At 44.5% G+C, this 21,019-nt stretch carries 30 protein-coding genes; 16 read left to right on the forward strand and 14 right to left on the reverse strand.

Going from position 1 to position 21,019, the window contains the following annotated elements:
- A complete protein-coding gene (gene ccoN, locus ACYJZR_RS07495; protein WP_005477654.1) occupies nt 1–1,428 on the reverse strand; it encodes a cytochrome-c oxidase, cbb3-type subunit I in 1,428 nt (475 codons plus the stop codon).
- A 256-nt stretch (nt 1,429–1,684) separates the two neighbouring features.
- On the opposite strand from ccoN, the gene ACYJZR_RS07500 reads away from it, so the two are divergent.
- The 3 genes from ACYJZR_RS07500 to ACYJZR_RS07510 all read left to right on the forward strand — a co-directional run bounded on the left by ACYJZR_RS07500 (nt 1,685) and on the right by ACYJZR_RS07510 (nt 5,056).
- A complete protein-coding gene (locus ACYJZR_RS07500) occupies nt 1,685–2,041 on the forward strand; it encodes a hypothetical protein (RefSeq protein ID WP_406966347.1) in 357 nt (118 codons plus the stop codon).
- A gap of 113 nt (nt 2,042–2,154) precedes the next feature.
- Nucleotides 2,155–3,336 (forward strand): FIST signal transduction protein, encoded by a 1,182-nt coding sequence (locus ACYJZR_RS07505; protein WP_024700058.1) that lies wholly within the window; start codon nt 2,155–2,157, stop codon nt 3,334–3,336.
- Nucleotides 3,326–5,056, forward strand: a complete 1,731-nt coding sequence (locus tag ACYJZR_RS07510) for an ATP-binding protein (RefSeq protein WP_025526575.1) — start codon at nt 3,326–3,328, stop codon at nt 5,054–5,056. The genes ACYJZR_RS07505 and ACYJZR_RS07510 overlap by 11 nt, the downstream gene beginning before the upstream one ends.
- Nucleotides 5,057–5,224: 168 nt before the next feature.
- On the opposite strand, the gene ACYJZR_RS07515 is transcribed toward ACYJZR_RS07510, so the two are convergent.
- Nucleotides 5,225–5,593, reverse strand: a complete 369-nt coding sequence (locus tag ACYJZR_RS07515; RefSeq protein ID WP_069522566.1) for a DUF3693 domain-containing protein — start codon at nt 5,591–5,593, stop codon at nt 5,225–5,227.
- Between the two features lie 156 nt (nt 5,594–5,749).
- Here ACYJZR_RS07515 and ACYJZR_RS07520 point away from each other — a divergent pair, with 156 nt between their 5' ends.
- From ACYJZR_RS07520 to ACYJZR_RS07575, 12 genes are all read left to right on the forward strand, one after another.
- Nucleotides 5,750–5,965: a hypothetical protein gene (locus ACYJZR_RS07520; protein WP_029826510.1), complete on the forward strand. Its 216-nt coding sequence runs from the start codon at nt 5,750–5,752 to the stop codon at nt 5,963–5,965.
- Nucleotides 5,949–7,097 carry a replication initiation factor domain-containing protein gene (locus ACYJZR_RS07525; protein ID WP_043046110.1) on the forward strand — a complete coding sequence of 383 codons (1,149 nt, stop codon included), beginning with the start codon at nt 5,949–5,951 and terminating at the stop codon, nt 7,095–7,097. The genes ACYJZR_RS07520 and ACYJZR_RS07525 overlap by 17 nt, the downstream gene beginning before the upstream one ends.
- A 3-nt stretch (nt 7,098–7,100) precedes the next feature.
- Nucleotides 7,101–7,460 carry a DUF1293 family protein gene (locus ACYJZR_RS07530; protein WP_005477647.1) on the forward strand — a complete coding sequence of 120 codons (360 nt, stop codon included), beginning with the start codon at nt 7,101–7,103 and terminating at the stop codon, nt 7,458–7,460.
- Nucleotides 7,461–7,463: 3 nt separating this feature from the next.
- Complete coding sequence (locus ACYJZR_RS07535; protein WP_005477619.1) at nt 7,464–7,694, forward strand: hypothetical protein; 231 nt, start codon at nt 7,464–7,466, stop codon at nt 7,692–7,694.
- A gap of 5 nt (nt 7,695–7,699) precedes the next feature.
- A complete protein-coding gene (locus tag ACYJZR_RS07540; RefSeq protein WP_005495000.1) occupies nt 7,700–7,945 on the forward strand; it encodes a hypothetical protein in 246 nt (81 codons plus the stop codon).
- A gap of 171 nt (nt 7,946–8,116) precedes the next feature.
- Nucleotides 8,117–9,577: a hypothetical protein gene (locus ACYJZR_RS07545; RefSeq protein ID WP_223304356.1), complete on the forward strand. Its 1,461-nt coding sequence runs from the start codon at nt 8,117–8,119 to the stop codon at nt 9,575–9,577.
- 1 nt (nt 9,578) lies between these two features.
- On the forward strand, nt 9,579–9,923 hold the full coding sequence (locus ACYJZR_RS07550; RefSeq protein ID WP_005477634.1) for a DUF2523 family protein: 345 nt from the start codon (nt 9,579–9,581) through the stop codon (nt 9,921–9,923).
- Between the two features lie 4 nt (nt 9,924–9,927).
- Nucleotides 9,928–11,313, forward strand: coding sequence for a zonular occludens toxin domain-containing protein (locus ACYJZR_RS07555; RefSeq protein ID WP_042772888.1), 1,386 nt, complete (start codon nt 9,928–9,930; stop codon nt 11,311–11,313).
- On the forward strand, nt 11,313–11,456 hold the full coding sequence (locus ACYJZR_RS07560; protein WP_005477649.1) for a hypothetical protein: 144 nt from the start codon (nt 11,313–11,315) through the stop codon (nt 11,454–11,456). Before ACYJZR_RS07555 ends, ACYJZR_RS07560 begins: the two co-directional genes overlap by 1 nt.
- Nucleotides 11,457–11,915: 459 nt before the next feature.
- Nucleotides 11,916–12,752 (forward strand): hypothetical protein, encoded by an 837-nt coding sequence (locus ACYJZR_RS07565; protein ID WP_083110767.1) that lies wholly within the window; start codon nt 11,916–11,918, stop codon nt 12,750–12,752.
- 167 nt (nt 12,753–12,919) lie between these two features.
- Nucleotides 12,920–13,618: a phospholipase D family protein gene (locus tag ACYJZR_RS07570; RefSeq protein ID WP_083110768.1), complete on the forward strand. Its 699-nt coding sequence runs from the start codon at nt 12,920–12,922 to the stop codon at nt 13,616–13,618.
- Nucleotides 13,619–13,844: 226 nt separating this feature from the next.
- The gene (locus ACYJZR_RS07575) at nt 13,845–14,060 is read left to right on the forward strand and encodes a hypothetical protein (protein ID WP_042772892.1); all 216 of its coding nucleotides are present in this window, start codon (nt 13,845–13,847) and stop codon (nt 14,058–14,060) included.
- 31 nt (nt 14,061–14,091) lie between these two features.
- Here ACYJZR_RS07575 and ACYJZR_RS07580 read toward each other — a convergent pair whose 3' ends face one another.
- Nucleotides 14,092–14,457 carry a phage protein gene (locus ACYJZR_RS07580; RefSeq protein WP_083110769.1) on the reverse strand — a complete coding sequence of 122 codons (366 nt, stop codon included), beginning with the start codon at nt 14,455–14,457 and terminating at the stop codon, nt 14,092–14,094.
- Nucleotides 14,458–14,785: 328 nt separating this feature from the next.
- On the opposite strand from ACYJZR_RS07580, the gene ACYJZR_RS07585 reads away from it, so the two are divergent.
- Nucleotides 14,786–15,217, forward strand: a complete 432-nt coding sequence (locus ACYJZR_RS07585; protein ID WP_072847772.1) for a phage protein — start codon at nt 14,786–14,788, stop codon at nt 15,215–15,217.
- A gap of 36 nt (nt 15,218–15,253) precedes the next feature.
- Here ACYJZR_RS07585 and ACYJZR_RS07590 read toward each other — a convergent pair whose 3' ends face one another.
- From ACYJZR_RS07590 to ACYJZR_RS07640, 11 genes are all read right to left on the reverse strand, one after another.
- The gene (locus tag ACYJZR_RS07590) at nt 15,254–16,594 is read right to left on the reverse strand and encodes a PIN-like domain-containing protein (protein WP_072847771.1); all 1,341 of its coding nucleotides are present in this window, start codon (nt 16,592–16,594) and stop codon (nt 15,254–15,256) included.
- Nucleotides 16,595–16,821: 227 nt separating this feature from the next.
- Entirely contained in the window at nt 16,822–17,007 is a 186-nt protein-coding gene (locus ACYJZR_RS07595) for a hypothetical protein (protein WP_031854420.1), read from the reverse strand.
- A complete protein-coding gene (locus ACYJZR_RS07600; protein WP_072847770.1) occupies nt 16,988–17,215 on the reverse strand; it encodes a hypothetical protein in 228 nt (75 codons plus the stop codon). Before ACYJZR_RS07600 ends, ACYJZR_RS07595 begins: the two co-directional genes overlap by 20 nt.
- Before the next feature lie 13 nt (nt 17,216–17,228).
- On the reverse strand, nt 17,229–17,699 hold the full coding sequence (locus ACYJZR_RS07605; protein WP_029865452.1) for a hypothetical protein: 471 nt from the start codon (nt 17,697–17,699) through the stop codon (nt 17,229–17,231).
- A 4-nt stretch (nt 17,700–17,703) separates the two neighbouring features.
- The gene (locus ACYJZR_RS07610; protein ID WP_461715867.1) at nt 17,704–18,777 is read right to left on the reverse strand and encodes a hypothetical protein; all 1,074 of its coding nucleotides are present in this window, start codon (nt 18,775–18,777) and stop codon (nt 17,704–17,706) included.
- A 3-nt stretch (nt 18,778–18,780) separates the two neighbouring features.
- Nucleotides 18,781–19,497 carry a hypothetical protein gene (locus tag ACYJZR_RS07615; protein WP_072847768.1) on the reverse strand — a complete coding sequence of 239 codons (717 nt, stop codon included), beginning with the start codon at nt 19,495–19,497 and terminating at the stop codon, nt 18,781–18,783.
- The gene (locus ACYJZR_RS07620; RefSeq protein WP_005389725.1) at nt 19,494–19,988 is read right to left on the reverse strand and encodes a hypothetical protein; all 495 of its coding nucleotides are present in this window, start codon (nt 19,986–19,988) and stop codon (nt 19,494–19,496) included. Before ACYJZR_RS07620 ends, ACYJZR_RS07615 begins: the two co-directional genes overlap by 4 nt.
- Nucleotides 19,989–20,375 (reverse strand): hypothetical protein, encoded by a 387-nt coding sequence (locus ACYJZR_RS07625; protein ID WP_029849778.1) that lies wholly within the window; start codon nt 20,373–20,375, stop codon nt 19,989–19,991.
- Complete coding sequence (locus ACYJZR_RS07630; RefSeq protein WP_005455329.1) at nt 20,360–20,566, reverse strand: hypothetical protein; 207 nt, start codon at nt 20,564–20,566, stop codon at nt 20,360–20,362. The genes ACYJZR_RS07625 and ACYJZR_RS07630 overlap by 16 nt, the downstream gene beginning before the upstream one ends.
- On the reverse strand, nt 20,563–20,706 hold the full coding sequence (locus tag ACYJZR_RS07635; protein WP_005455316.1) for a hypothetical protein: 144 nt from the start codon (nt 20,704–20,706) through the stop codon (nt 20,563–20,565). Before ACYJZR_RS07635 ends, ACYJZR_RS07630 begins: the two co-directional genes overlap by 4 nt.
- Nucleotides 20,706–21,017: a hypothetical protein gene (locus tag ACYJZR_RS07640; protein ID WP_005455318.1), complete on the reverse strand. Its 312-nt coding sequence runs from the start codon at nt 21,015–21,017 to the stop codon at nt 20,706–20,708. The genes ACYJZR_RS07635 and ACYJZR_RS07640 overlap by 1 nt, the downstream gene beginning before the upstream one ends.
- Between the last annotated feature and the right edge of the window lie 2 nt (nt 21,018–21,019).

The raw sequence follows: 21,019 nt of genomic DNA on the forward strand, positions 1-21,019 counted from the left end.
TTATGCCGGATGAGGGATAGCCTTGAGGCTTTCTTTTGGCGCACTTACCGTTTTGTACGTGTTGTATGCCATTAAGAACATACCTGATAGGAAGATGAAACCTCCTAGGAAACGTACAAAGTAGAACGGGTAAGATGCTTCAACTGACTCTACGAAGCTGTAAGTCAGGGTGCCGTCAGAGTTAACTGCACGCCACATCAAGCCTTGCATCACGCCAGAGATCCACATTGCTACGATATAAAGAACCGTACCAATTGTTGCTAACCAGAAGTGGACGTTGACCAGACCCACAGAGTACATGCGCTCTTGGCCAAACAGGCGAGGGACTAAGTGGTAAACTGAGCCGATTGAAACCATTGCAACCCAACCTAGCGCACCAGAGTGAACGTGACCAATGGTCCAGTCTGTGTAGTGAGATAGTGCGTTTACTGTCTTAATCGACATCATCGGACCTTCGAAAGTAGACATACCATAGAAAGACAATGAAACGATTAGGAATCGTAGAATAGGGTCGTAACGAAGCTTATGCCAAGCACCAGACAACGTCATAATACCGTTGATCATACCACCCCATGAAGGAGCAAATAGAACAAGAGACATCACCATACCCAGAGACTGTGTCCAGTCTGGTAGCGCAGTATAGTGAAGGTGGTGAGGACCTGCCCAAATATATAGAGAGATCAATGCCCAGAAGTGAACGATAGACAGACGGTAAGAATAAACAGGACGTTCAGCTTGTTTAGGTACAAAGTAGTACATCATACCTAGGAAACCAGCGGTGAGTAGGAAACCTACCGCGTTGTGTCCGTACCACCATTGCACCATTGCATCCACCGCACCGGAATAAATCGAGTAAGATTTACCCAGTGATACAGGGATAGCCATGCTGTTCACGATGTGAAGTACTGCTACTGTGATGATAAATGCACCGAAAAACCAGTTCGCCACATAAATGTGGGAAGTGTTTCGTTTCACTAACGTTCCAAAGAACACCACTGCATATGAAACCCATACAATCGCAATAGCGATATCAATAGGCCATTCTAGTTCAGCATACTCTTTACCTGAGGTAAAACCTAGAGGTAGAGAAATCGCTGCGGCTAGGATAATTGCTTGCCAACCCCAGAAGGTGAAGGCAACGAGTGGGCCACCAAAAAGACGTGTTTGACATGTACGCTGAACAACATAATAAGATGTTGCAAACAGGGCACTAGTACCAAACGCAAAAATTACCGCATTAGTATGCAGTGGACGTAAACGACTGTACGTCAACCACGGCGTATCAAAGTTTAGCTGTGGCCAAACTAATTGAGCGGCAATCAAAACACCAACAGCCATACCAACTATGCCCCATAAAATGGTCACAAGGGTAAATTGGCGAACGACTGTATAGTTGTAGTTTTGTTCAAGCTGCTTTACTTGGCTCATTTGCATGCTTCCAATTTCTAATTAACTACACTTTACTTCCAACACGACTTGCGTCGTAACACCACCCAAGTAAACTCTAGAACTCAAGTGTTATCATCACCTTATTTCTATTGCTGACTTTAATAAAAAGTGGCATTTTCAGCGTGACACTATACTTGAATTAACAATTCAATGACAGAGTAGTAACCTTACTGGAGCTCTGGAAATCATTTTTTATTTAAAAAGTTTGAAGTTTGTAACAAGGATATTAGTAATTATGCCTGCACAAAAGTTAACAAAGGCGAGACTTGCACAAATCTTAATCATGCTCAGTCTTTTAGTTGGTGCGTTTTTCTGGAGAACCTTTACGCACGAGACCAGCACAAGCGTTGATTGTTCACAAAAAGAGCGATGCGATGTAACAATTGGTGAAGATAAAATCACGATTAATCGTGATTCGAGTGGGATTTTGATTGAAACAACTGAAAGTACAGGTCTAAAAATTGATCTGAATCAATCTGGTGTGTTTGATAGTATAAGCGACAATCATTATAGAGCTGAATGGAATGCTGTATCTGCAACCAAAACGATTAAGCTCAAAATAAACCAAAATATTGTCTTAGTGCATTTATAAATTAGATCTGACACGAGATAATGGCATCTTCTTTGTGAAATTCGAACCTTCTAGCCTAACGATAATTTGTCGTAATGGTATAACAGTAACGTGACAAACAATAATAAAAGCGTATGCAGTGCCAATCAGTATTTACCCATATTACCGACGAATATTTAGCAGTAGAGAGGCTTCGTTCAGATCTGAGCCAAGAACACTTGTCTTACATCATCTGTTATTACACAGAAGAATACGACTTCAGAGCCATTCGCTCTGCCTTTCTTAGATATTTCCCTGGTGTTCCATTCCACGGTTCAAGTTCATGCCAAGCCATTATGACTGATCAGGGTTTTCACGTTGGGCCAGTCATAGCGGCTATGGCTATCTATGACTCAGGCCCACATGCTTATGGAACTGGTATTTCTAATTGTGAAGAAAATGAGTGTGTCTCCGTCGCTCTAGATATGGCTCTTCAAAATGCTAATCGAATTGGCGAAGTACCGAACTTAATTCTTCTTCATGCAACTCCTGGGAAAGAAGAAAAGATTATCGAATCGATCGACGAACGCTTCGGCACACTTGTTCCTATCATTGGCGGTTCTGCAGCAGATAACCACATTGAGGGAAAATGGTCAGTGATTACAGCACAAGGCCATGAAAAGCAAGGGATTAGCCTCACACTATTTTACTCCTCTAATCCCGTTGATATTGCTTTTAGTGCAGGTCACACACCAACCAACATCAAAGGCATTGTTTCCAAAGCAAAAGGACGGTGTTTACTGGAAATAGATGGTGAATCAGCACTAGATACTTATCGAAAGTGGACTCGTCATCAAGAAAACCTAACTAGCAAAGAAAACCTACTCTTTACCAACTCCAGCGCTTATCCCTTGGGAAGAGTTGCCGGACATTTGTACGATAGACCTTATTACAAGCTTTCCCATCCAATACGTGAGACCGAAGATGGGGGGATTGAGCTATTTACCCAGATTTCGGTAGGGGAAGAGCTTACTTTGATGAAAGGGAGTAGGGAGCATTTAATCGCTCGAGCGGCAAAAGTCGTGAATGCTGCATTTAACCAAAAATTAGAAGAATCTCGAAAAATTGGTGTCATAAATATATTTTGTGCAGGACCGATGTTGCACTTAATGCAAGACATGAATAGCGTTTGCGAACAAATTAATCAGGAACTGGAACACTTGCCATTTATATGCCCATTTACCTTTGGTGAGCAGGGAAGATTTATCGGCGGCGAAAATGGACATGGAAACTTGATGATCTCATCAGCGATTTTCCATAAACCTTATGAAAGATAAATATTTAGACACATACCAACAAGAAGCATTACAAGAAGCGTTAGTTGAGCTAAAGCAGACCAAACAACGGGAAAAATTGCTTGCCGATGAAAACAAAGCGATTCTTTCAGCAATCTCTGCAATGAGCGAGGCAAAAAATCGTAATGAAATTTTTTCGGGGCTAAACAGCGTTCTAAAAAAGTACATCAGTTTTGAAGACTTTATTGTCATCACCCGCGATGACAGCCGTTATCCGTTCAAGACGTTAATCTCAACCAATAGCGTGTTTGATAAGGTAGAGTGGTTACACGGTAACACAATGGATCGCGCATTAAACGGCGAGTGTATTCTATTATTCGAGCCAGCGAAATTGTTAGAGTTTGAGAACTTAAATAGCTTTGTTAAAACACATGTTAACTCCGTAATTTTAACGGGCATTCGTTCGGAAGTAACACAAAGCATCATACTATTAATTGGAGCTCAAAAAGGGCATTTTAGTATTGAAAACAAAGAGACTCTAAGGCGCTTTAGACCCCTTATAGAACGTGCTGTTATCGACATAGAAACAAAGGAAAAGTTACAACGTATTGTTGAGGTAAGAACGACTCAACTTGCAAGAGCTCGTGAAGAAGCAGAACTAGCCAACCAGTCAAAATCTGAGTTTTTGGCAATGATGAGCCACGAGATCAGAACGCCTCTTAACTCAGTTTTAGGAATGCTAGACATCCTGAGACAATCTACCTTATCAGATGAACAATTTGATGCCCTCAATCAAATGGAATGCTCCGCTGAGCTTCTTCTAGCCATCATTAGCGACATTCTCGATCTTTCAAAAATTGAATCCGGTAGCTTCCAATTAAACGAACAGTGGATACATTTAAATGACACTGTAACTTTTGTAATTTCTCAGCAAAAACAAGTGGCTATAACTAAGAATCTTTCTTTTAACTTTGATTGTCAGATCTCATCAGACAAACAGTATTGGATTGATTCGACGAGGCTGTCACAGATTCTCTTTAACTTGATTGGGAATGCCATCAAGTTTACGGACTCAGGAAGTGTGTCTGTTTCTGTCGCTGAAGAAAATGACGAAGTTGTAGTTTCTATATCTGACACCGGAATTGGAATCTCGAGAGCAAAACAAGCCCATTTATTTACGGCATTCCATCAAGGTGATCGCTCAATTACTCGACGGTTTGGTGGTACAGGCTTAGGGCTTGCTATTACCAAGCACTTAGTTGAAATGATGAGAGGTGAAATCTCTGTAAAAAGCCGCGAGAATGAGGGTTCTGACTTCACCATTCGAATTCCAGTTCTAACACGTTACAACCAAAGCCGTCCTGTAAAAATTGAGCATAATAGACCAAACAAAGCTCTAAACTTGCTTATCGTCGAAGACACTCAATCAAATCAACTTGTCATTAAATTGATTCTCAACAAGCTTGGCCATAATGTGCATATTGCAAGCCATGGCGCAGAGGCGCTTACATTTCTTGAAGAAAACGATACTCAAATTGATATGATCTTGATGGATGTCTCGATGCCAGTAATGGATGGAATAACGGCAACTAGGCTGATTAGAAAGAAAGGAATCACAATTCCAATCGTCGCTTTAACAGCGCACGCGCTAGAAAGTGATAAAGATAAGTGCTTAGACGCTGGCATGGATAGTTTTGTATCAAAGCCAGTTCGCAGGCAAGATATCTATGAAGCTATACAATCATTAATAGAAACGGCGTAGTCATTAATATAGATCTTAACAATCGATAGATTATTAAGATCTATATTAAGTATTTTATGGTAAATACTGATTATGTTTAATCAGCTATCTAAAAGTTAGCTCAAATTTAAAATCTGAAAGAGATAGGAGAGCAAAGTAGAAAGAATCTGACGTATGGTTACACTTAATTTAACATAATATACATAATGCGCACTGTAATAGTGGTTCCTGTGGACTTGCAATCACTAAGGCCAATCCAGCACAAGCCATTGAAATGCTTGATAATCCAAGTCCGTTAAACTTTTTTCCTATGTTCTGCCATAGTGTCTGCGCTTCGTGCGTTTTTGCTTTATCCATCGCTAAGCCAATCAGAGCCTTTTCTTTGTCTTCGCCTACAGCGTCTGCAAGCATAAGTATCTGATTCTCGTTAAGAAATGTTCGACCTTTTCTAACTTCAGTGATCATTTGCGGGCTTACACCCAAGTCATGAGCTATTTGTTTGTATTGAACGTAGTTCATCTTGTCTTTATAAGCGTCGAGCAGCTTGTTTGTATACATTTTGTAGCATCCTCAATTCACGTCATTAAACCGATTTTAGTCTTTTAACACATAATTTGCTGTATTGACGATACATAAGATTCTGTATTTAATCGCTACAGAATTTAATGTATTCGACCTCTTGGATGGTCGTTCGGAACTGGTCAAGGCGATTTCATGAACGAAGCTCAAATCATCTATTACGACTTGCTACCTGATTACACGGTGTCTGTGTTGGTCAAAGGTTGCGACGAATGGGATTTGCTTAAATCCATGTCTCATCTTGAGTCTTGGGCTTCGTCTCAGTTCGCTTCTTATGAGTTGGTGTCCATCACCAACACGACTGTTGAACAACGTATCAATTTGGGGGTGTTCGATGACTACTGCAACTAACATCCTCAAGAAGTTCGATGAGCAAAGCGTTCATATTGATTACCTGTGTTTTACGTTTGCTGTGAAAGACTTACGTCATTGTCATGATGCGGTTCGTCGATTGCACAAGCATGAGGAATACAAAGGCTTTGCCAAATCTGGACTGTTACAGCGTCACTGTCGTGCACCTAAGTTCCCTGCTCCACCTGTGTTTAATCCGACGGTCGCTCAGACTTCCGACGAGATTGATGCGTACAACAAAGCGTTTGATATCTGTTATCGCAATTACTTGGAAGACTGCTTGCGCATCTTCACCAACCAAGTGCTTGGTTTGTCGCTGTCTGCGCCTCGCGGTTTGGGTTTCCAGTTCTACACCGAATCCATGAAACTGACTTCGCCAGATGGTGAGGACTTCTGCGGCTTCGTTGGTATCGGCGGTAACAATGACACGGTGCATTTCCAAATCAACGGAACGGGATGCAAGCATGTATTTGCCCGTCGTCCTACGTGGTCGCTGCATGACTGGCTGACCAATGTGCTTGGTGTACAAACTTTGGCGCGTGTTGACTTGGCCTATGACGATTACGACGGGATTTTTGATTGCGAATACGCTTACAAGGCGTGGCGTGACGACTGTTTCCGCACCGCTGAACGTGGTCGTGGTCCTGTGCTTCATGAAGACATGACCATTGCCAGTATCGGCAAAGATGGAAAACCGATTTACACCAAAGAGCAATACTCGATTGGTTCGCGTACCTCGCGCATTTACTGGCGTATCTACAACAAGGCTCTTGAGCAGAAACTCGCGAACACGGGTCTTGTCTGGTACCGCTCTGAAGTCGAGCTTAAAAAATGGAATGTTGATGTGTTGCTGAATCCAGCTGGCGCGTATGCCGCGCTCAATGATTTTGCTGCGTCAATTTCTACTGCAAAGAAATTCAATACCAAACCTGTCCCGACTAAACGCGCGGCGTTAGACCTGTTGGCCTCTGCGCACTGGATGCGTCGCCAGTACGGGAAAATTCTGAACTCTTTAATCGAATTCCATGAGGGCGACATTGAAACCGTGGTCGGTTCCCTTGTCCGTGATGGAACTAAATTCACCTTCCCCGATACCTACGGCAAGTTGGTGACTCACATATTGGAGACTTAACAAATGGCTAAATCCGTTTTTGTACTTGGCATGGATATCACTTGGAACTCAGCACGTGGTGACAGTGCTCAACTGAACGTGTCACGACCTCTACGTGAAATCAACTCAGAGAAGTTCAAACGCCGTACTATCGGTGAATCGGGTGATGTAAATCCCCAATGGGATCAACCTTTGATGATTGACCATGAATATGCCCTGCTTCTTGAGCGCACTGGCGCTCTCGTTCCTCGCCGTGAATACCAATTGCGCTTGGAGATTAACCCAGAAGACCCATTGGCAGGCGCTATCGTGACTGAGCTTATTCCAGTCGACCAAGAAATTAAGAAGCACTTCGAAGCTTCAATGAAACCCGTTCAAGGCTAAAAAATGTCTGTATGCGTCACCGTCGTTAACCAGTATGGCAATTTGAAAGCAACGAAAACGCCTGTTGCGGATTGCCAAGAATACGTGCTGATTTCGGCGGTGGACTACCAAGAATATAAGGAGCCAGTCCTCTTCAACGGTGACTTGTTCCTGTATGTCAGTGGCGTGCTCTTGATCAACATGGTCGTTGGTCACTGGGTGGGTCGTGTTGTTCGCCTTATGAGTAAAAGGTAAATCTTATGAAAAAACTAGAACTTGTTGTAAATAACGTAAAACACGCAGTAGTAAACAAAAAGACCGCAGCTGGCGCTGCTCTTATGGTCGCGTCTGTCTCTCCGGCGTTCGCTGAAGTCGATATCACGGGCGCAATCAACTCTGCGGTATCCGGTGGTCAAGCTAACGTATCACTGGTTGTGGCGGGGCTGATTGGTATGGCTGCACTGGGCTTTGGTGTGACCATGGTTGTTGGCTTCTTACGTCGCTAACGGTTCACCTCTATGCCTCCTTTATCGGGTAATTTACTTGGAGATGTTCTCGCTATCGTTCTAGGTGTTGCCTTTGCGGGGGCATTCCTCCACGGCTTTGTGAGTGGCATCAATACTCACTAATCAACGGATAAAGGGGGCTTCGGCTCCCTTTTTTATTGGTTTTATACAATGAATCACTATCTCCGTTTTTTTATTGCCCTTGTTATTCTATGCGCTAGTCATCATACGTATGCTTTAGAAGCGCGTATTAGTCATATGCAAATGAGGGGTTGTGGCTCTCAAGGTGATTGGGTTGACCCTTACAAGGTGAATACTTGTTTTTTGGATACTGGGTATTTCGACTCATGCACATTTGAGAAGACATCATATGCTAATGCTCGCGATCCCTATCAAACAGTTTGTGATAATGGGCTCGGTCTTTCTTATTCTGAGGTTCGTTGTCCAGAAAATAGCGAATTTGACCCTTCAACCTTACGTTGTAAATCGGTTTGTGAATATGGCAAGAACCCTGACGGCACCTGCATGGATGCTTGCCAGTTCAAACAGTCCATTGGTGATACGGTGAAATTGCATTGGCACCCTGCCATATACGGCGAATTGGTGACGGGCGCTTGTTACGGTGACTATGGTGCCACTCGATGTGAAGTGACTAAGAACGAATCCACCATTATTTGTACTGGCGTTCCTGATGGACAGTACACGCCCGACTCTCAATGCTCTCTGCGCTTTGCTTACACTGGACGTCAGTGTGACGGTGGCACACTTTTCTGGGGTGTGAATGGGCCTGATGAACCCATCATTCCACCGGATACGCCAGAAGACCCAACCCATGACCCCGATGACCCAACCGATGAGATTGAAGACCCAACTGTCCTACCCGACGATTCAACCAACACGGTTAATCCCGGTGTCGTTGATGATAAACCGGATGTAGAAGACCCTGACACGGATGAATCGACAGACACGGCAGTCCTTTCTGCTATTAAAGGGCTTAACGTGGATGTGAACAAAGGCATTCATGATCTTAACGTCGATATCAACCAGTCACACGCGGATATCACCAACGCGGTGATTGATGTGAAAGGCTCTTTGGTCGATAACACCCAAGCCATTCAAGAACAGCAAATCAATGACAACAAGATTTATAACAACACCAAGGCACTCATCCAACAGGCCAACGGCGATATCACTACAGCGGTGAACAACAATACCAACGCCACCATTGGTATTCGTAACGATTTAAAAGGGCTTGGTGATTCAATGGGCGAACTCGATAGCAGCTTAAATGCGATTGAGGGTCTATTGACTGGCTCAGAGTTTGGCACACCTACAGGCACCGCTATCACTGGCGAAATCTTTACGGCAGAAGACTTTGCCAACCTGCAAACCACGATAGATGAAAAAGCCGAATCCATCCAAGGCTATGTGGACGACATTAAAGGCTTAATCACTATCGGCACCAACTTCAACAACGGCACATTAAGCGACAAGTCTTTCAATATCAAAGGCGCAACCGTTGAATCAGGACTACAGCGTTTTGATGCGGTATCGGGTTATGTGCGCCCTGTCGTGCTGTTCATTTGTGCCTTAATCGCCCTTTGGGTTCTGTTTGGTAATCGGAGTAAATAACATGGAATACATCTACTCAGCATTAGAGTTTATTGCCAACATTGGGCAAACCTTTCTCGACTTCTTTGATGTGGCGATTGAATGGATAAAGAACGCGTTTGAATACGGCGCGATGTGGCTTATCTCAGTATGGCTCGATATCAAGATTGCCTCGATACAAATCGCGCTCAAGATTGCGCAGCTGCTGCTCGAAGAATATGGCGTCTATACGCTTGTCGAAGACCGCTTTAATGCGCTTCCCTCTGACGTCCGTTATATCTTGACCGAATACGGCGTCACCTCTGGGCTACGTGTCATCTTTGATGCGTTCGCTACGTCTTTAGTTATGCGTTTCTTTAACTGGTGATTGAATGGCTACTTCATTTCGATACGGTCACGGTGGCTCTTACAAATCGGCTTGCGCCGTGTGGTTTGACTTACTGCCTGCACTGCGTGAAGGTCGAATTTGCATTACGAACATTCATGGCATGCAGCCACTTGAAGTGATTGAACAACGCCTTGGTGAAAAGTTTCCTGATACAGCTCGGCTCATTCGCATTAGCTCTCGCAATCCTGAAGGCTTCGAGCTTTGGAAATACTTTTTCTGTTGGGCGCCCATTGGGGCGTTCATCCTCATTGATGAGTGTCAGCAAATCTTCTCGGTCAATGCAGGTTTTAAAATGGCGAACATACACAAGCGCCCTTTTACTGACTTTGAGCCTCACTTACCGGAAGGATTCTCCGAGCTGTTTCACTCTCGTTGGCTAACGATTGATACATCCAGTTTGGACAATGGCGAGATAGACGATTGCCAACGCACACGCTTTGATGAGCAAGGACGCATCATCTATCCCGAGAACTTTAACAACGCCTTTATGGAGCACCGGCACTACAACTGGGACATTGTGTTGCTCACGCCTGACTTTGCTCAAATTCCGAAAGAGTTAAAAGGTGTTGCGGAGTTGGCCAAGCAACATAAGGGGAAAGATGGGATCTTCTTTTCCAACCGTAAACCGCGCATCTTGGAGCATGACCCGACTCGAACGGTCACCAAACCAAGCAAAGACGATGTGGTTTATAACCTCAAGGTGCCGCTTGACGTCCACCTACTCTACGCCTCGACCGTCACGGGGCAAATCACCAAGTCGGGGCTTGGAAAGAACATCTTTCTTAACCCGAAATTCTTAGCAGCTATGGCACTGGTCGTGCTTTCATTTGGGTACTTAGTTTATGCGCTTATTGGTATGGTTTCTGATTCTGAGACGACAACTTCGGAAGGAACGCAGCTTCATCAAACTTCGCAGCAAAGTGGCGTTTCGACTTCGCAAGGTCAAGCACGTCCTGGTCAAAGTGGTTCGCCTGGTTCTGTCATGGGTTCTAGTGGTTCTGGCTGTACGGGTGCTGGTTGCGGGAATGAGTCTTATCATGACGTAGGCACTGTTCCGGCTTGGTTCCCACTGGCGAACTCAGAAAGCATCTATGTCTCTGCCGTGGAACGTTGGCACAAAGCCACCTCGATACACGTCAACGTGCATTTTGAGGTTGTCACACCGCGCGGTGTGACTTACCTCGATGACGGATTCCTAAATAAGTTGGGCGTCAAGATGGAATATCTGGACGATTGCCTCGTCCAGCTGTCTCGCGGCGCATCCAATTTCTATGTCACGTGTTCGCCGTATGAGCAATATGCACAACGGCAAGAGCAAGATATTGAACTAAAACCCGTTGGCGGTTTGTTTAGTGGAGACGAAACCTAATGAATGAATACGTAACGCATGGACAGCTGGTTGAAATCATCGAGCTGTTTGATCATCTCTCGATAGTGAACGCAGTCATTGTGGTACTCGCCTATGACCTTGCGAGATACCTCCTAGGCAAACTGGTCGACTACTTCAATTAAAGGCAAGGTGCCAGCCCCGCAGGGATAAGGAGTTGCGGAGCGACGACGAGGCACCAAGCCGCCCACCATAGCAAAACCTAGCCTCATCACTTAATCGGCGCGGTTAGCAGCCCAAAGCGACTTGGATGCTGCCGCCCTCCTTCCTGCTAGACCAGCCTTGCAGAGACTATCCACACCAAAGGCGCGTTAACCTACCGGAACGCTGCATACTCACAACGTCAAAGCTTTGCGAGTGTCGAGCAATGCTTATTCTTCTTTTCTGGGTTCTCTCCGACGGACGCGCGGAGCAAGTGAGGACGGGCTAGGACGATTGCGCGACGTGCGGCGGGAGGTCAAACCCCCGAATCTGTATTACGGGGGTAAATTCCCACTCAGTACTAGCGTTGTGCTCTTTCACTAAGACATATTCAACATAGTGTGTATAATTTGACAGTTTAATTTTTGTTAAGAGGAATGAAGATGCTTGCTGATAGTTATAGCTCGCTACGAATGTATTTGAATGAGCGAATTGCAAGCCCTCTGCTGGGCTCTTTAGCCATCTCATGGTGTATTTGGAACTATAAGTTTATCTTATTAATCTTTTCTAGTTTGAAGTATCAAGATAAGTTAAGAATGATTTCTATCTTATACAGCGATCATTATGACTTGTATGTGACTGGACTACTATTCCCCTTATTGACGAGTTTGTTTTATTTATTCATCTTTCCGTACCCCTCAAAATTCGTTTATAGCCACTCGTTAAGCCATCAGAAAAGGCTAAACGAGATAAAGCAGGAAAAAGAAAATCAGCAGTTATTATCATTGGAACGCTCTCTTGAAATTAGGGCAGAAGTTGAGGCTTTAAAAAGAGATCACGCTTCTTCGATTGAAGATTTAATCGAAAAAGTTAAGTCTCATGAACATAGAATTATGACTTTAACTGAAGAGAACAGCTCTTTAATCGAAGAGAAAAATGAGTTGGTCAGAGAGGTGGATAGATTAAACGAATTAATTGAGAAAAGTAATAACAATACAGCTAAACCATCGGAGGGGCAGTCCCTTACCGACCAAAATGATTACCATAAAGCTATACGTTTGGTCTTACGTATGTTTTTTGAAAACGATAATAAAGAGTTGCCTCAGCAACATCTCGCTGAACAAATAAGAGAACCGCTTAGCATCAAAGAGTTTATAGCAAAGCGATACATAGACCGTATGAATAATGATGGATACTTAAGTGAAGTTTTTGGCAGAACGCATAAAACTTTTGTGCTCACACCATATTCTATAGATTTGTTAGAGAAAGGACTCGAATAACAGTCTATTTTATGGCGTTATGGTCTACTACCTTACGGAATAGAACTTAAGAGAGTGATTCGCTCTGTTTTAGACTCCTGCTTCGCGTTTTGTATTTGTGACTCTTGATCTAGCTAGTACTTAGTCGTAGCCTCTTTGTGCTAGGTTTTATATGTCAAGGATATGAAATGGCTAAGTTTTTAAATACAAGTGCTACAAACTACTATCTCGAAGAGCTTATCAAGAACGCATCGGAAAGGCTGATTCTTATCAGCCCTTTTCTTAAACTTAATGATCGTATTCGAGAGCTTTTGGAAGACAAAGATCGATTAAAAATCGACATTAGAATTGTCTATGGCAAAAGCGAACTACAACCTGATGAGATTAACTGGCTTAAAGGTCTCTCCTTTGTCCGTACTAGTTTTTGCAAAAATCTCCATGCAAAGTGCTACATGAACGAAAGTGCTTGTATCATTACAAGTTTAAACCTCTATGAGTTCAGCCAAGTAAACAATAACGAAATGGGCATCTTCATTGATCGTGACCAAGACCCCGATGTCTACAAAGATTCTTATGAGGAAGCGCAACGCATTATTCGTATTAGCGATGAAGTTCGTATTTCGTTAGAGAAGATTACATCATCTGTCAATGACCCTGCTAAAAGTGAAGAACCAGAACAAGCCAAGCTTACTTCATCCAAACTAGCCAAGAAGCTCAAGATTAAAACAGATGATTTCCTTCAGATGTGTGTAAGCAAGGGCTACTTATCTTTCGATGATGGAAAACATTCTTTAACCGAAGAAGGGAAATCGTTAGGTGGTGAGTTCAAGTACAGTAAGCGGTTTGGCCCTTACTTTATTTGGCCAGAATCATTAGAAGTGGAATAGAAAACTAAGGTGTATTAGATCGTACTCGACCTCACAGCTTTGATGATTAGTTTATGATCAAATCCTAGAGACGTTCCGTTGGGATCCTGACTCAAAGCTGGACATTTTTGTGAGTTAACTAACTGATTTGCGCTAATGGTCATAATGAACACCTTGAAATGTATATTTTTATCCACATATCCAAATAGGTGCAATGTTGCACTGCATTCTATTTATAGGTTTTATTATGAAAGATTCAGAATATGTAAATTTTTCAGAAGATTATGAGCTAGATCGTCATCTTGAGTTGGTAGGAAAGTCTAAGTCTATTAAGAACCGAGCGTATTTAAGAGAACATACTGGTCCAAGAGCTAAAAAAGAGTTAGATAAGACATTCTTAACACATGCTGAGTTTAAGCCATATGTTAAGCAAGACAAACCATACTTAGATAATCCGGCTTAGTTTCCATTAAGGCTCCAACCGGAGCCTTCAATTAAACTATTTTCTTTAATGCCCTTGCATACTTCAATAGTTGGTGAGCAATCTTAATATCATTTGAAGCACCTAACTCTAACAGAGCCACACCAATCAGCACTTGTTGTGCAGTAACTAGTTGACCAGTTGGAAGCTCTAATCGATCATGCCTCATTACGAAGTTTTCCCAATCTTCACAAGAGCTCAATTCCCTACCCTTATTCATCCTCATCAAGCGCTTACACTCTGGCGGTATGGATTTTCCCTTGTCCCATTCTTTGACCGTTCTCACAGTTTTCAAACAAAGTTTGGCAGCTTCTTCGATGGTTAAACCACATTCAAATTCACGAAAAATATAGTTTTTAGTCATTTCGTGATACTTCATTGAATTGTCCCTCAAAAGAGGGACATTTTATAGGATACGCATATGCAATCGCATTCAACATAAGCGCCCATAATGCGCACCAAGGGGTAGTTTGTTAACAAAGGCTAACTCTTTGATTAAGCCTTTCATAAGTGTCTGATAACCAAGCCGTAATTTTTTATTTTGTCGATTTCCATAACGCAAGTTACTTGTACTATTCGTGACGTTCGTTTTGTGCAATCAACGAAAAACCACTATAAGCCTGACCGCCACATAATGTTGCGTTCGGTAACGCCCAAAACAACAAGAAAAATATTTTTAGTCAGTTATTCAATATGCGAGCGTTGTCATGTTTCACGAATCATTCCGTACTCTCTTTTGGCGTGAGTTTACCTCTATCAAGCAAGGCGCTGAATATTTTCACGTATCCAAACCCACGATTACTCGTTGGCTTGATGGTACGGTTCCTATCAATCCAATGGCGGAAAAACTATTGTTGATTAAGGCGCTTGGTTATTTGCCTAATGATTTGCGTTGGTCTGGGTTTCGTATCTGTGAGAAACGAGCTGTGTTTATCACGCCGTCCGGTCGTGAGTTCAGCCCTAAGGAATTGGAAAGCTTTGTGTTCTGGCGTGACGAACATCGTCAGTTTGTGGAAATGTATGGACACTTTGAGTATCCCAAGGTCTATCCGGCTAAAGAAAATGTCTTGCCGTTTCGTGGCGGCCGTCGAATGAAAGCCGCCGAATGGATACCAACCAAACTTCGAGCTAATAAGTAACTCGCGTATAGGCTCTAATGAGAGTCTATTATGGTATCAAAGGTCAAATTTTTTCTGGCCAAAGAGATTTAAGTGGTAGTGCTTTTTGGCGTAAAGCATTTTGAGCTCGCTTTCTAGCTTATTGATTTTCTCATTTAATACATGTTTCTCTTGAGGGTCATCTATTGAGGTAGACTTGTTGTACATTGTTTCAAGTGCGTGCTCTACGTTTGATATCGTATTTCCAATCACCCTTAATGCACTAACACCAATGTCGTCATCAGATTGCCCCTTTGGATAGTAGTAACTAGCTATATTATCTGAGTTTTTTGAAGAATTCGTCGGTTTAACATCAATTCTAGTAGAGCCATCTTCATACAAAAATTCTTTAATAACCGTGTTAGTGTCTACATCGAAATGGAAATTAACTGACTTAGCTTTGGGAGTGAGCGTTGCGATGGGCTTGGATGACTCAGCATCTAGGATAGAGCGTTTGTCAATATTTACATTCAATTCAGATGTGCCATCTTTCATGAATGTTGGCGTGTCATACATATGAAACTTATTTATATTTGATTTCTTATATATTTCAGCTTGAAGTTCAGCTAAAGGTCCGACAATTTTCTTTCCATTAGACTGAATCGAGAACCACCAATCGGGCTTTTTATCATCTGTAACAAAGATTACGTTATGAATACTTTCATCTTTAGCTTTTTCAATTAGCTGAAGCCAAATTAATAAATCACCATATTGTCTTTCGTACTTCAATCCCTGATTGTAAAACACCGCATCGTCTTGGTATTCTTTGTCAGAATCTTCGAAACCGGGTGGGATTTTATTTTCAAACCTTTGCTTTCCTTCAGCGAATGTGTTGTCTAAATCCTCTTGCGACTTAGGTTCTGGTCCAACTCGTTCATCAAAGTAATGGTTGAGTTGGTTTCTAATCTCATCATGCGAGCGAACGCAAGCTTGCTGCTTATCCCATTCTTTGACAGACGTCTTGTATTTTTCGATAAGTTTATCGATATCTTTTTCTAGTTTTTCAGTTTGGCTTTGTAAGTCTGGGAATCGACGTTTTAATGCCAGATCATTAAAGTCCTTCTTAAATACATTACCAATCTTATCTAAGTTTTTGTCTATTTTTCCAAATACTGCTTTTTCGGTGCTAACCACATTTAGTCTTCTTCTTTGGTACTCCAATCCTACATGGTACGGAATCCAAATTTGCCCTTTGACCTTATCAAGAACTTTAAAAAAGTCTTCTCTTGTTTGTTTCGTATAACTATATAGGTTTAGGAATACATTAGTATCAAAGGCAATTAATGTGTTCTGGCTTTTCCATATCTCGGATATCTCAGCTTCACTAGGGTTGTGAAAGTTTTTAAAAATTGTTCGCATTAAGGCATATTCCATTTAAAACTTTGGTTGATAATATAAAAGTGATTTAACCAAGTAAACAAAAAGCCGAACCCCATCGCTAAGGGTTCGGCTTTTTTAGGCTTCTGCTTTGGTGGCTTTCATTTGAAGCCTGTCGAGGTCAATCGACCCGCCAAAAGTATCGGCTCCCTACTCACTGTGTAAATCGTCATTAATGACGTTTCGAACCAGTTCGCACGGTTTAAGACTTAGCTTTCATTGTTGCGCGTAGCCGTTAGAACCAAAACACTTTCTCGTACTTCTTGCAGCCCTTGAGTAAGCTGCTTATTGATAGCAATCTGGTATTTCAGATTTATGCCCATCAACGCAAACAGCACAAGCGATTCAGACGAAAAGCCCAGACCCGATAAAGCGTTAACTAACGCGGTTTCCATCCAAGCCCCCTACACTTTTTGTTGGTTTCCAGCTGTCCGGCAGTGCTTCGTACACACCAATCACGGCGGGAATGGCCAAGCCGACAGCGCCGCCAAGGTTGACGCCCGTTTCGGTGATTTCGACACTGAATAAATGACCGTAGCCAGTGACCGCCGCGACGACGGAACCCAGTAGCGCCAAGCCTTTTAATGTAGAACGTTCAAACATGTTGTGTTTCTCCTTAAACCAGATTGACGCCTTTCAGCACCGTGTGTTTGCTGTAGTGGCGACCCACTTCCATGATGCTCATGGCGTGAAGCACTTCGACCAACAGCGGTTTGTTGTTCACCAAGTCGATGCGCTCATCCATACCGACGCCCACGCGCCCCGCAACAAAGCGTGCGTAATTGGCGGTGTGGTTTTCGTTTGGCGGCGCAAAGCGGTGAATGATTTCAGTTAGCGTGTGCAGTTCGTGGCGTAGTTGGTAGTTACGCAGCAAAATCGCCCCCGCACGAAAGCCCCATTCTGGCGCTTTAAAGGTTTCAAAGGCTTTATCGCGTGACGGCGTCACCTTGCCTTTCCACGCATTAGAGGCAATGCGAATGTTAAGCGGGTTATGAATGCGAATCCCGCGAACGCTTGATGTGGTTGAGGTTGTCATGGTAAACGCTCCAATCCCTAAGAGTATGATGACAAAAATAAACAGCGGCATGGCGTTAACCGTAAAAGTTAATGCAGACCGGAATCGCGCTATAAGCCACGCTCAGCGTTTGGTGGTCAGTGAGCCAATCAAACATCGCTTGCGAGTATTCAATGACCACAAAGTTGCTGCCATATTCCACGATGTTGGCGCTAAACCCGTTTTGATAGCTGATGCCATGCCAAAGCGTTAAGTGGTGTTTTGGGTGAAACGCAAAGTGATAATGGCGGCTAAACTTCCATTTGTAGCGCAGCCCCGAAACGTACTCGGCGTTGGTGCTTTTCAGCATTCGCGTGTAGTTGTGATAGCCCGTCATTGCCGTTGCGTTTGGTAGTGTCACTGTTTCACCTGCGCTCACGTTACCCACTGACGCGTGCCAGGCTTCAGCGCCATAAACCATAAATGCCGTGTCATTGGTCACATGGACATACACCACGTATAAACCCGAACCGCCATCGAACTGATAAATTAACTCCGGAGTTTCAATCCAAGTCGGCGTTAAATAGTGTTCGGCTTTGCCTTGGGTTGCTACGCGGCGGTATGGGTTGTCCAGCAAATTAGAAATACTGAGCTCACCCGTGTTTTCGTTGAGTTCCACGCGTGCAATGCCTACCGTGATATTGGCGTCAGAAGATGCACCAACCAACACGCGAGCTTTCAAAGCGTTGTGCGCTTTGCCGCCTTGCGGTGCGGTGAACACGGTATAAGCCACGCCATCGCCGTTAGTGCTGCAACTCAACACGCCATTCGTAACCGGAATCGACGGGTGCTGATACTTACTTTTTTCACTGGTTTCATGCTTGATGTAACCTGTGTTGTTTTGCGCGGTGCCTACCTCTAAGCCCCAACCATAAATGCCACTTACTGCATTACGCCCAAACTCAATCGTGGTATTTGGGTCAATGGCTTGTTTAGTGTCAACGGTGATGAGTGGCGGGTTCGGCGAGGTCTGGGTGTTTAAGTTGATTTCCCCATTCGCCAATAAGTTAATGACGGTTCCCCCCGTTTCCATTGAATCGAGCAAGTCAGCAAGGTACTCGATTTTGTTGCGTGGGTTGCCGTTTGGCAGATTGTCACGTACTTGTCCCATGCGTTAAATCTCCATAATCGTGACGGCGTCACCCGCCGTGCCTGTTAATGTCATGGCGGCGGTGCTTTTGATGGTGATGCGCTCGCCCGCTTCCAGTTCAAATGCGTCAATAAACACCGAGGCGGTGTTGGCTTTCGCTGCCTTAATCGTGATGGCTTTGCGCGTGGCGTTTTGTGCCATGTTGTGCGGGAACACGCTCACCGCTTCGGTGATGAGATTACTACTGACTTGCTCATCCACTTTGACCACTTGCGCAGCTTCGAGCGTGACCGCGGGCAACGATTGAACATTCACGGGTTGCGGCGCTTTGAACTCAACAGGCGGCAACGTCGTGACGCCAAGCTGTTGATTCGCGGCCAATTCAACCGCGGGAAGCTGATTCACTGCCAGTTGTTGATTGGGTGCGATTTCTACCGCAGGCAGTTGTTCAATCACCACATTCGGCAAGGCTTGAACCACCACACTTTGACCCTCAACAGGTGGCATAAATGATCCATAACCAAACTGAATTTCGATTTCGTTGTCGGTGCGGCTAGAGATAAGCAAACGCCCAAGGTGTTTACCCTCGCCTACGTTAAACACCGACGACTTACCGAGCGTGACGCGCTCACCGGACGATTCACGATAGATTTCGATTTCAGCTTGCGCCGCTTTCAGATACAGCCAATTACCATCTGGCGTCAGCGGGATGGCTTGACCCGCTAATAGTTGCGTGTTCATCGTTTCTTCACCATTACGTAGCCAAGCACCAACACAAGCACGATTGCTAATACCACCATCATTTTGCTTGTTTCGACTTGCCCGCCGTCCTGTTTGAATTTCGCCAAGTCCATCATGGCTTCGAGGTTCTTTGAGTTTTGCGCCGCTTGGCTGCCCGCCAGTCCCGCCAACATATCGAGGTTTTCGCTGTTGGTTGAGGCGTAGGTAGCCAATGAGCTGCCCGCAAAATCGACCACTTCATCAATCGCGGTTTCGGCGATGTCGTGCGTGGTGTCCATGGCTTCCAGCGAAATGCGCTCATTACTGTTGAGCATTTCCCCGCCAAGCTCCATGGCGGCAGTCACGGCGCCGTGGTCGGTCATGGTGGTGTTAATGGTCGAGTTGTTCACACCCGAAATGGCAACGCCGAGGTTGTCACCACTAATGGCGTTCTGACCGCTGACGTTAGTGGTGTTACTGGTATTACTCGACTTGGATTTAGAACTGCCCATCTACAACACCCCCAAATCTAAGCGGATAAAGTCACCGTCTTGCTTGGCAGTGACGCCAATCGAACGCACCAAACGCGCCACGCCACTAAAGGCGGTGTCGGCGGTCATGGATGACATACCCGCAGCTTTGACGACATTAACCAGTTGTTTGATGCCCGAACGCAGACCGCGACCCGCGACGCCCCACAAAAAGTAGTTGTCACCGTCACGCTCACCCGCAATCACTAACGAACAATCGGCGCTTTTGAGGCGATACAGACTCACACGCCCCTCATTCACCGCTTTACACAATTCGGTGTAAGCCTGCGGGCAAGCACGAAACGCGGGCTTGAGTTCCCCAAGCGCCCGTTTCGATTGCGTCACCACTTCAATCACTTCTTTTTCCATAGCAACACCGCCACAATCACAATTACTGCAATCATCATCAACGTGGACGGGTTAAACACACTCGCGCCGCCCATGTTGATGCTACCCACTGACAGGCTGCCGCCCGACTTACCATTGGCGCCACTGGTTGCGGGGCCACCGTTGGCACTAATTGGCATCGAACCGGAGTTACCTAATAGCCCACCAATCATAATTTGAATCCTTTCTTGTACAGGATGTAACAAACCAGAAGCAGAGCGAGCACCAAGCCGATGCGGTCAAACCCGCCCGACACTTTGACGCCCGCCCAAACGCCGACCGCACCTGCAATTAGGTATGGAATAAACGGCATTACTTCTTCCCCTTAGCGACGTAGAACACCGCCAATAACAACAGTACGAACAGCATCGCGCCCATCATAAGGTGCGTGGTTGTCACCCCCGCAAACGCGGAGGTGTAAACAGGCTCACCTGTGGGTTGTTGGTAGTCGTTATTGTGCTTGCGCTGTTCATCTGGATTACTGGATTCGACGCGTTGAGCTTCGTTCTCAATCTTTACGCCGAGCCAGTCTTTACCCAAGTCGGTGACGTCAGTCAGCAGTTCGCCGCCCGTTTCTAACACGCCATCCCAAATGGAGCCCCACATGCTTTGCTCTTGCGCCATAA

This window comes from Vibrio sp. RC2502 (genome assembly GCF_054850435.1).

What these genes read in the sequence shown, in the direction of transcription:
- ACYJZR_RS07605 (WP_029865452.1), bottom strand. Translation starts at nt 17,699, where the DNA reads ATGCCGCTGTTTATTTTTGTCATCATACTCTTAGGGATTGGAGCGTTT.
- ACYJZR_RS07555 (WP_042772888.1), top strand. Translation starts at nt 9,928, where the DNA reads ATGGCTACTTCATTTCGATACGGTCACGGTGGCTCTTACAAATCGGCT.
- ACYJZR_RS07610 (WP_461715867.1), bottom strand. Translation starts at nt 18,777, where the DNA reads ATGGGACAAGTACGTGACAATCTGCCAAACGGCAACCCACGCAACAAA.
- ACYJZR_RS07630 (WP_005455329.1), bottom strand. Translation starts at nt 20,566, where the DNA reads ATGATTGGTGGGCTATTAGGTAACTCCGGTTCGATGCCAATTAGTGCC.
- ACYJZR_RS07615 (WP_072847768.1), bottom strand. Translation starts at nt 19,497, where the DNA reads ATGAACACGCAACTATTAGCGGGTCAAGCCATCCCGCTGACGCCAGAT.
- ACYJZR_RS07515 (WP_069522566.1), bottom strand. Translation starts at nt 5,593, where the DNA reads ATGTATACAAACAAGCTGCTCGACGCTTATAAAGACAAGATGAACTAC.
- ACYJZR_RS07565 (WP_083110767.1), top strand. Translation starts at nt 11,916, where the DNA reads ATGCTTGCTGATAGTTATAGCTCGCTACGAATGTATTTGAATGAGCGA.
- ACYJZR_RS07530 (WP_005477647.1), top strand. Translation starts at nt 7,101, where the DNA reads ATGGCTAAATCCGTTTTTGTACTTGGCATGGATATCACTTGGAACTCA.
- ACYJZR_RS07510 (WP_025526575.1), top strand. Translation starts at nt 3,326, where the DNA reads ATGAAAGATAAATATTTAGACACATACCAACAAGAAGCATTACAAGAA.
- ACYJZR_RS07585 (WP_072847772.1), top strand. Translation starts at nt 14,786, where the DNA reads ATGTTTCACGAATCATTCCGTACTCTCTTTTGGCGTGAGTTTACCTCT.
- ACYJZR_RS07550 (WP_005477634.1), top strand. Translation starts at nt 9,579, where the DNA reads ATGGAATACATCTACTCAGCATTAGAGTTTATTGCCAACATTGGGCAA.
- ACYJZR_RS07570 (WP_083110768.1), top strand. Translation starts at nt 12,920, where the DNA reads ATGGCTAAGTTTTTAAATACAAGTGCTACAAACTACTATCTCGAAGAG.
- ACYJZR_RS07620 (WP_005389725.1), bottom strand. Translation starts at nt 19,988, where the DNA reads ATGGGCAGTTCTAAATCCAAGTCGAGTAATACCAGTAACACCACTAAC.
- ACYJZR_RS07560 (WP_005477649.1), top strand. Translation starts at nt 11,313, where the DNA reads ATGAATGAATACGTAACGCATGGACAGCTGGTTGAAATCATCGAGCTG.
- ACYJZR_RS07505 (WP_024700058.1), top strand. Translation starts at nt 2,155, where the DNA reads ATGCAGTGCCAATCAGTATTTACCCATATTACCGACGAATATTTAGCA.
- ACYJZR_RS07640 (WP_005455318.1), bottom strand. Translation starts at nt 21,017, where the DNA reads ATGGCGCAAGAGCAAAGCATGTGGGGCTCCATTTGGGATGGCGTGTTA.
- ACYJZR_RS07535 (WP_005477619.1), top strand. Translation starts at nt 7,464, where the DNA reads ATGTCTGTATGCGTCACCGTCGTTAACCAGTATGGCAATTTGAAAGCA.
- ACYJZR_RS07625 (WP_029849778.1), bottom strand. Translation starts at nt 20,375, where the DNA reads ATGGAAAAAGAAGTGATTGAAGTGGTGACGCAATCGAAACGGGCGCTT.
- ACYJZR_RS07580 (WP_083110769.1), bottom strand. Translation starts at nt 14,457, where the DNA reads ATGAAGTATCACGAAATGACTAAAAACTATATTTTTCGTGAATTTGAA.
- ACYJZR_RS07545 (WP_223304356.1), top strand. Translation starts at nt 8,117, where the DNA reads ATGAATCACTATCTCCGTTTTTTTATTGCCCTTGTTATTCTATGCGCT.
- ACYJZR_RS07525 (WP_043046110.1), top strand. Translation starts at nt 5,949, where the DNA reads ATGACTACTGCAACTAACATCCTCAAGAAGTTCGATGAGCAAAGCGTT.
- ACYJZR_RS07595 (WP_031854420.1), bottom strand. Translation starts at nt 17,007, where the DNA reads ATGGAAACCGCGTTAGTTAACGCTTTATCGGGTCTGGGCTTTTCGTCT.
- ccoN (WP_005477654.1), bottom strand. Translation starts at nt 1,428, where the DNA reads ATGAGCCAAGTAAAGCAGCTTGAACAAAACTACAACTATACAGTCGTT.
- ACYJZR_RS07500 (WP_406966347.1), top strand. Translation starts at nt 1,685, where the DNA reads ATGCCTGCACAAAAGTTAACAAAGGCGAGACTTGCACAAATCTTAATC.
- ACYJZR_RS07635 (WP_005455316.1), bottom strand. Translation starts at nt 20,706, where the DNA reads ATGCCGTTTATTCCATACCTAATTGCAGGTGCGGTCGGCGTTTGGGCG.
- ACYJZR_RS07600 (WP_072847770.1), bottom strand. Translation starts at nt 17,215, where the DNA reads ATGTTTGAACGTTCTACATTAAAAGGCTTGGCGCTACTGGGTTCCGTC.
- ACYJZR_RS07575 (WP_042772892.1), top strand. Translation starts at nt 13,845, where the DNA reads ATGAAAGATTCAGAATATGTAAATTTTTCAGAAGATTATGAGCTAGAT.
- ACYJZR_RS07590 (WP_072847771.1), bottom strand. Translation starts at nt 16,594, where the DNA reads ATGCGAACAATTTTTAAAAACTTTCACAACCCTAGTGAAGCTGAGATA.
- ACYJZR_RS07540 (WP_005495000.1), top strand. Translation starts at nt 7,700, where the DNA reads ATGAAAAAACTAGAACTTGTTGTAAATAACGTAAAACACGCAGTAGTA.
- ACYJZR_RS07520 (WP_029826510.1), top strand. Translation starts at nt 5,750, where the DNA reads ATGAACGAAGCTCAAATCATCTATTACGACTTGCTACCTGATTACACG.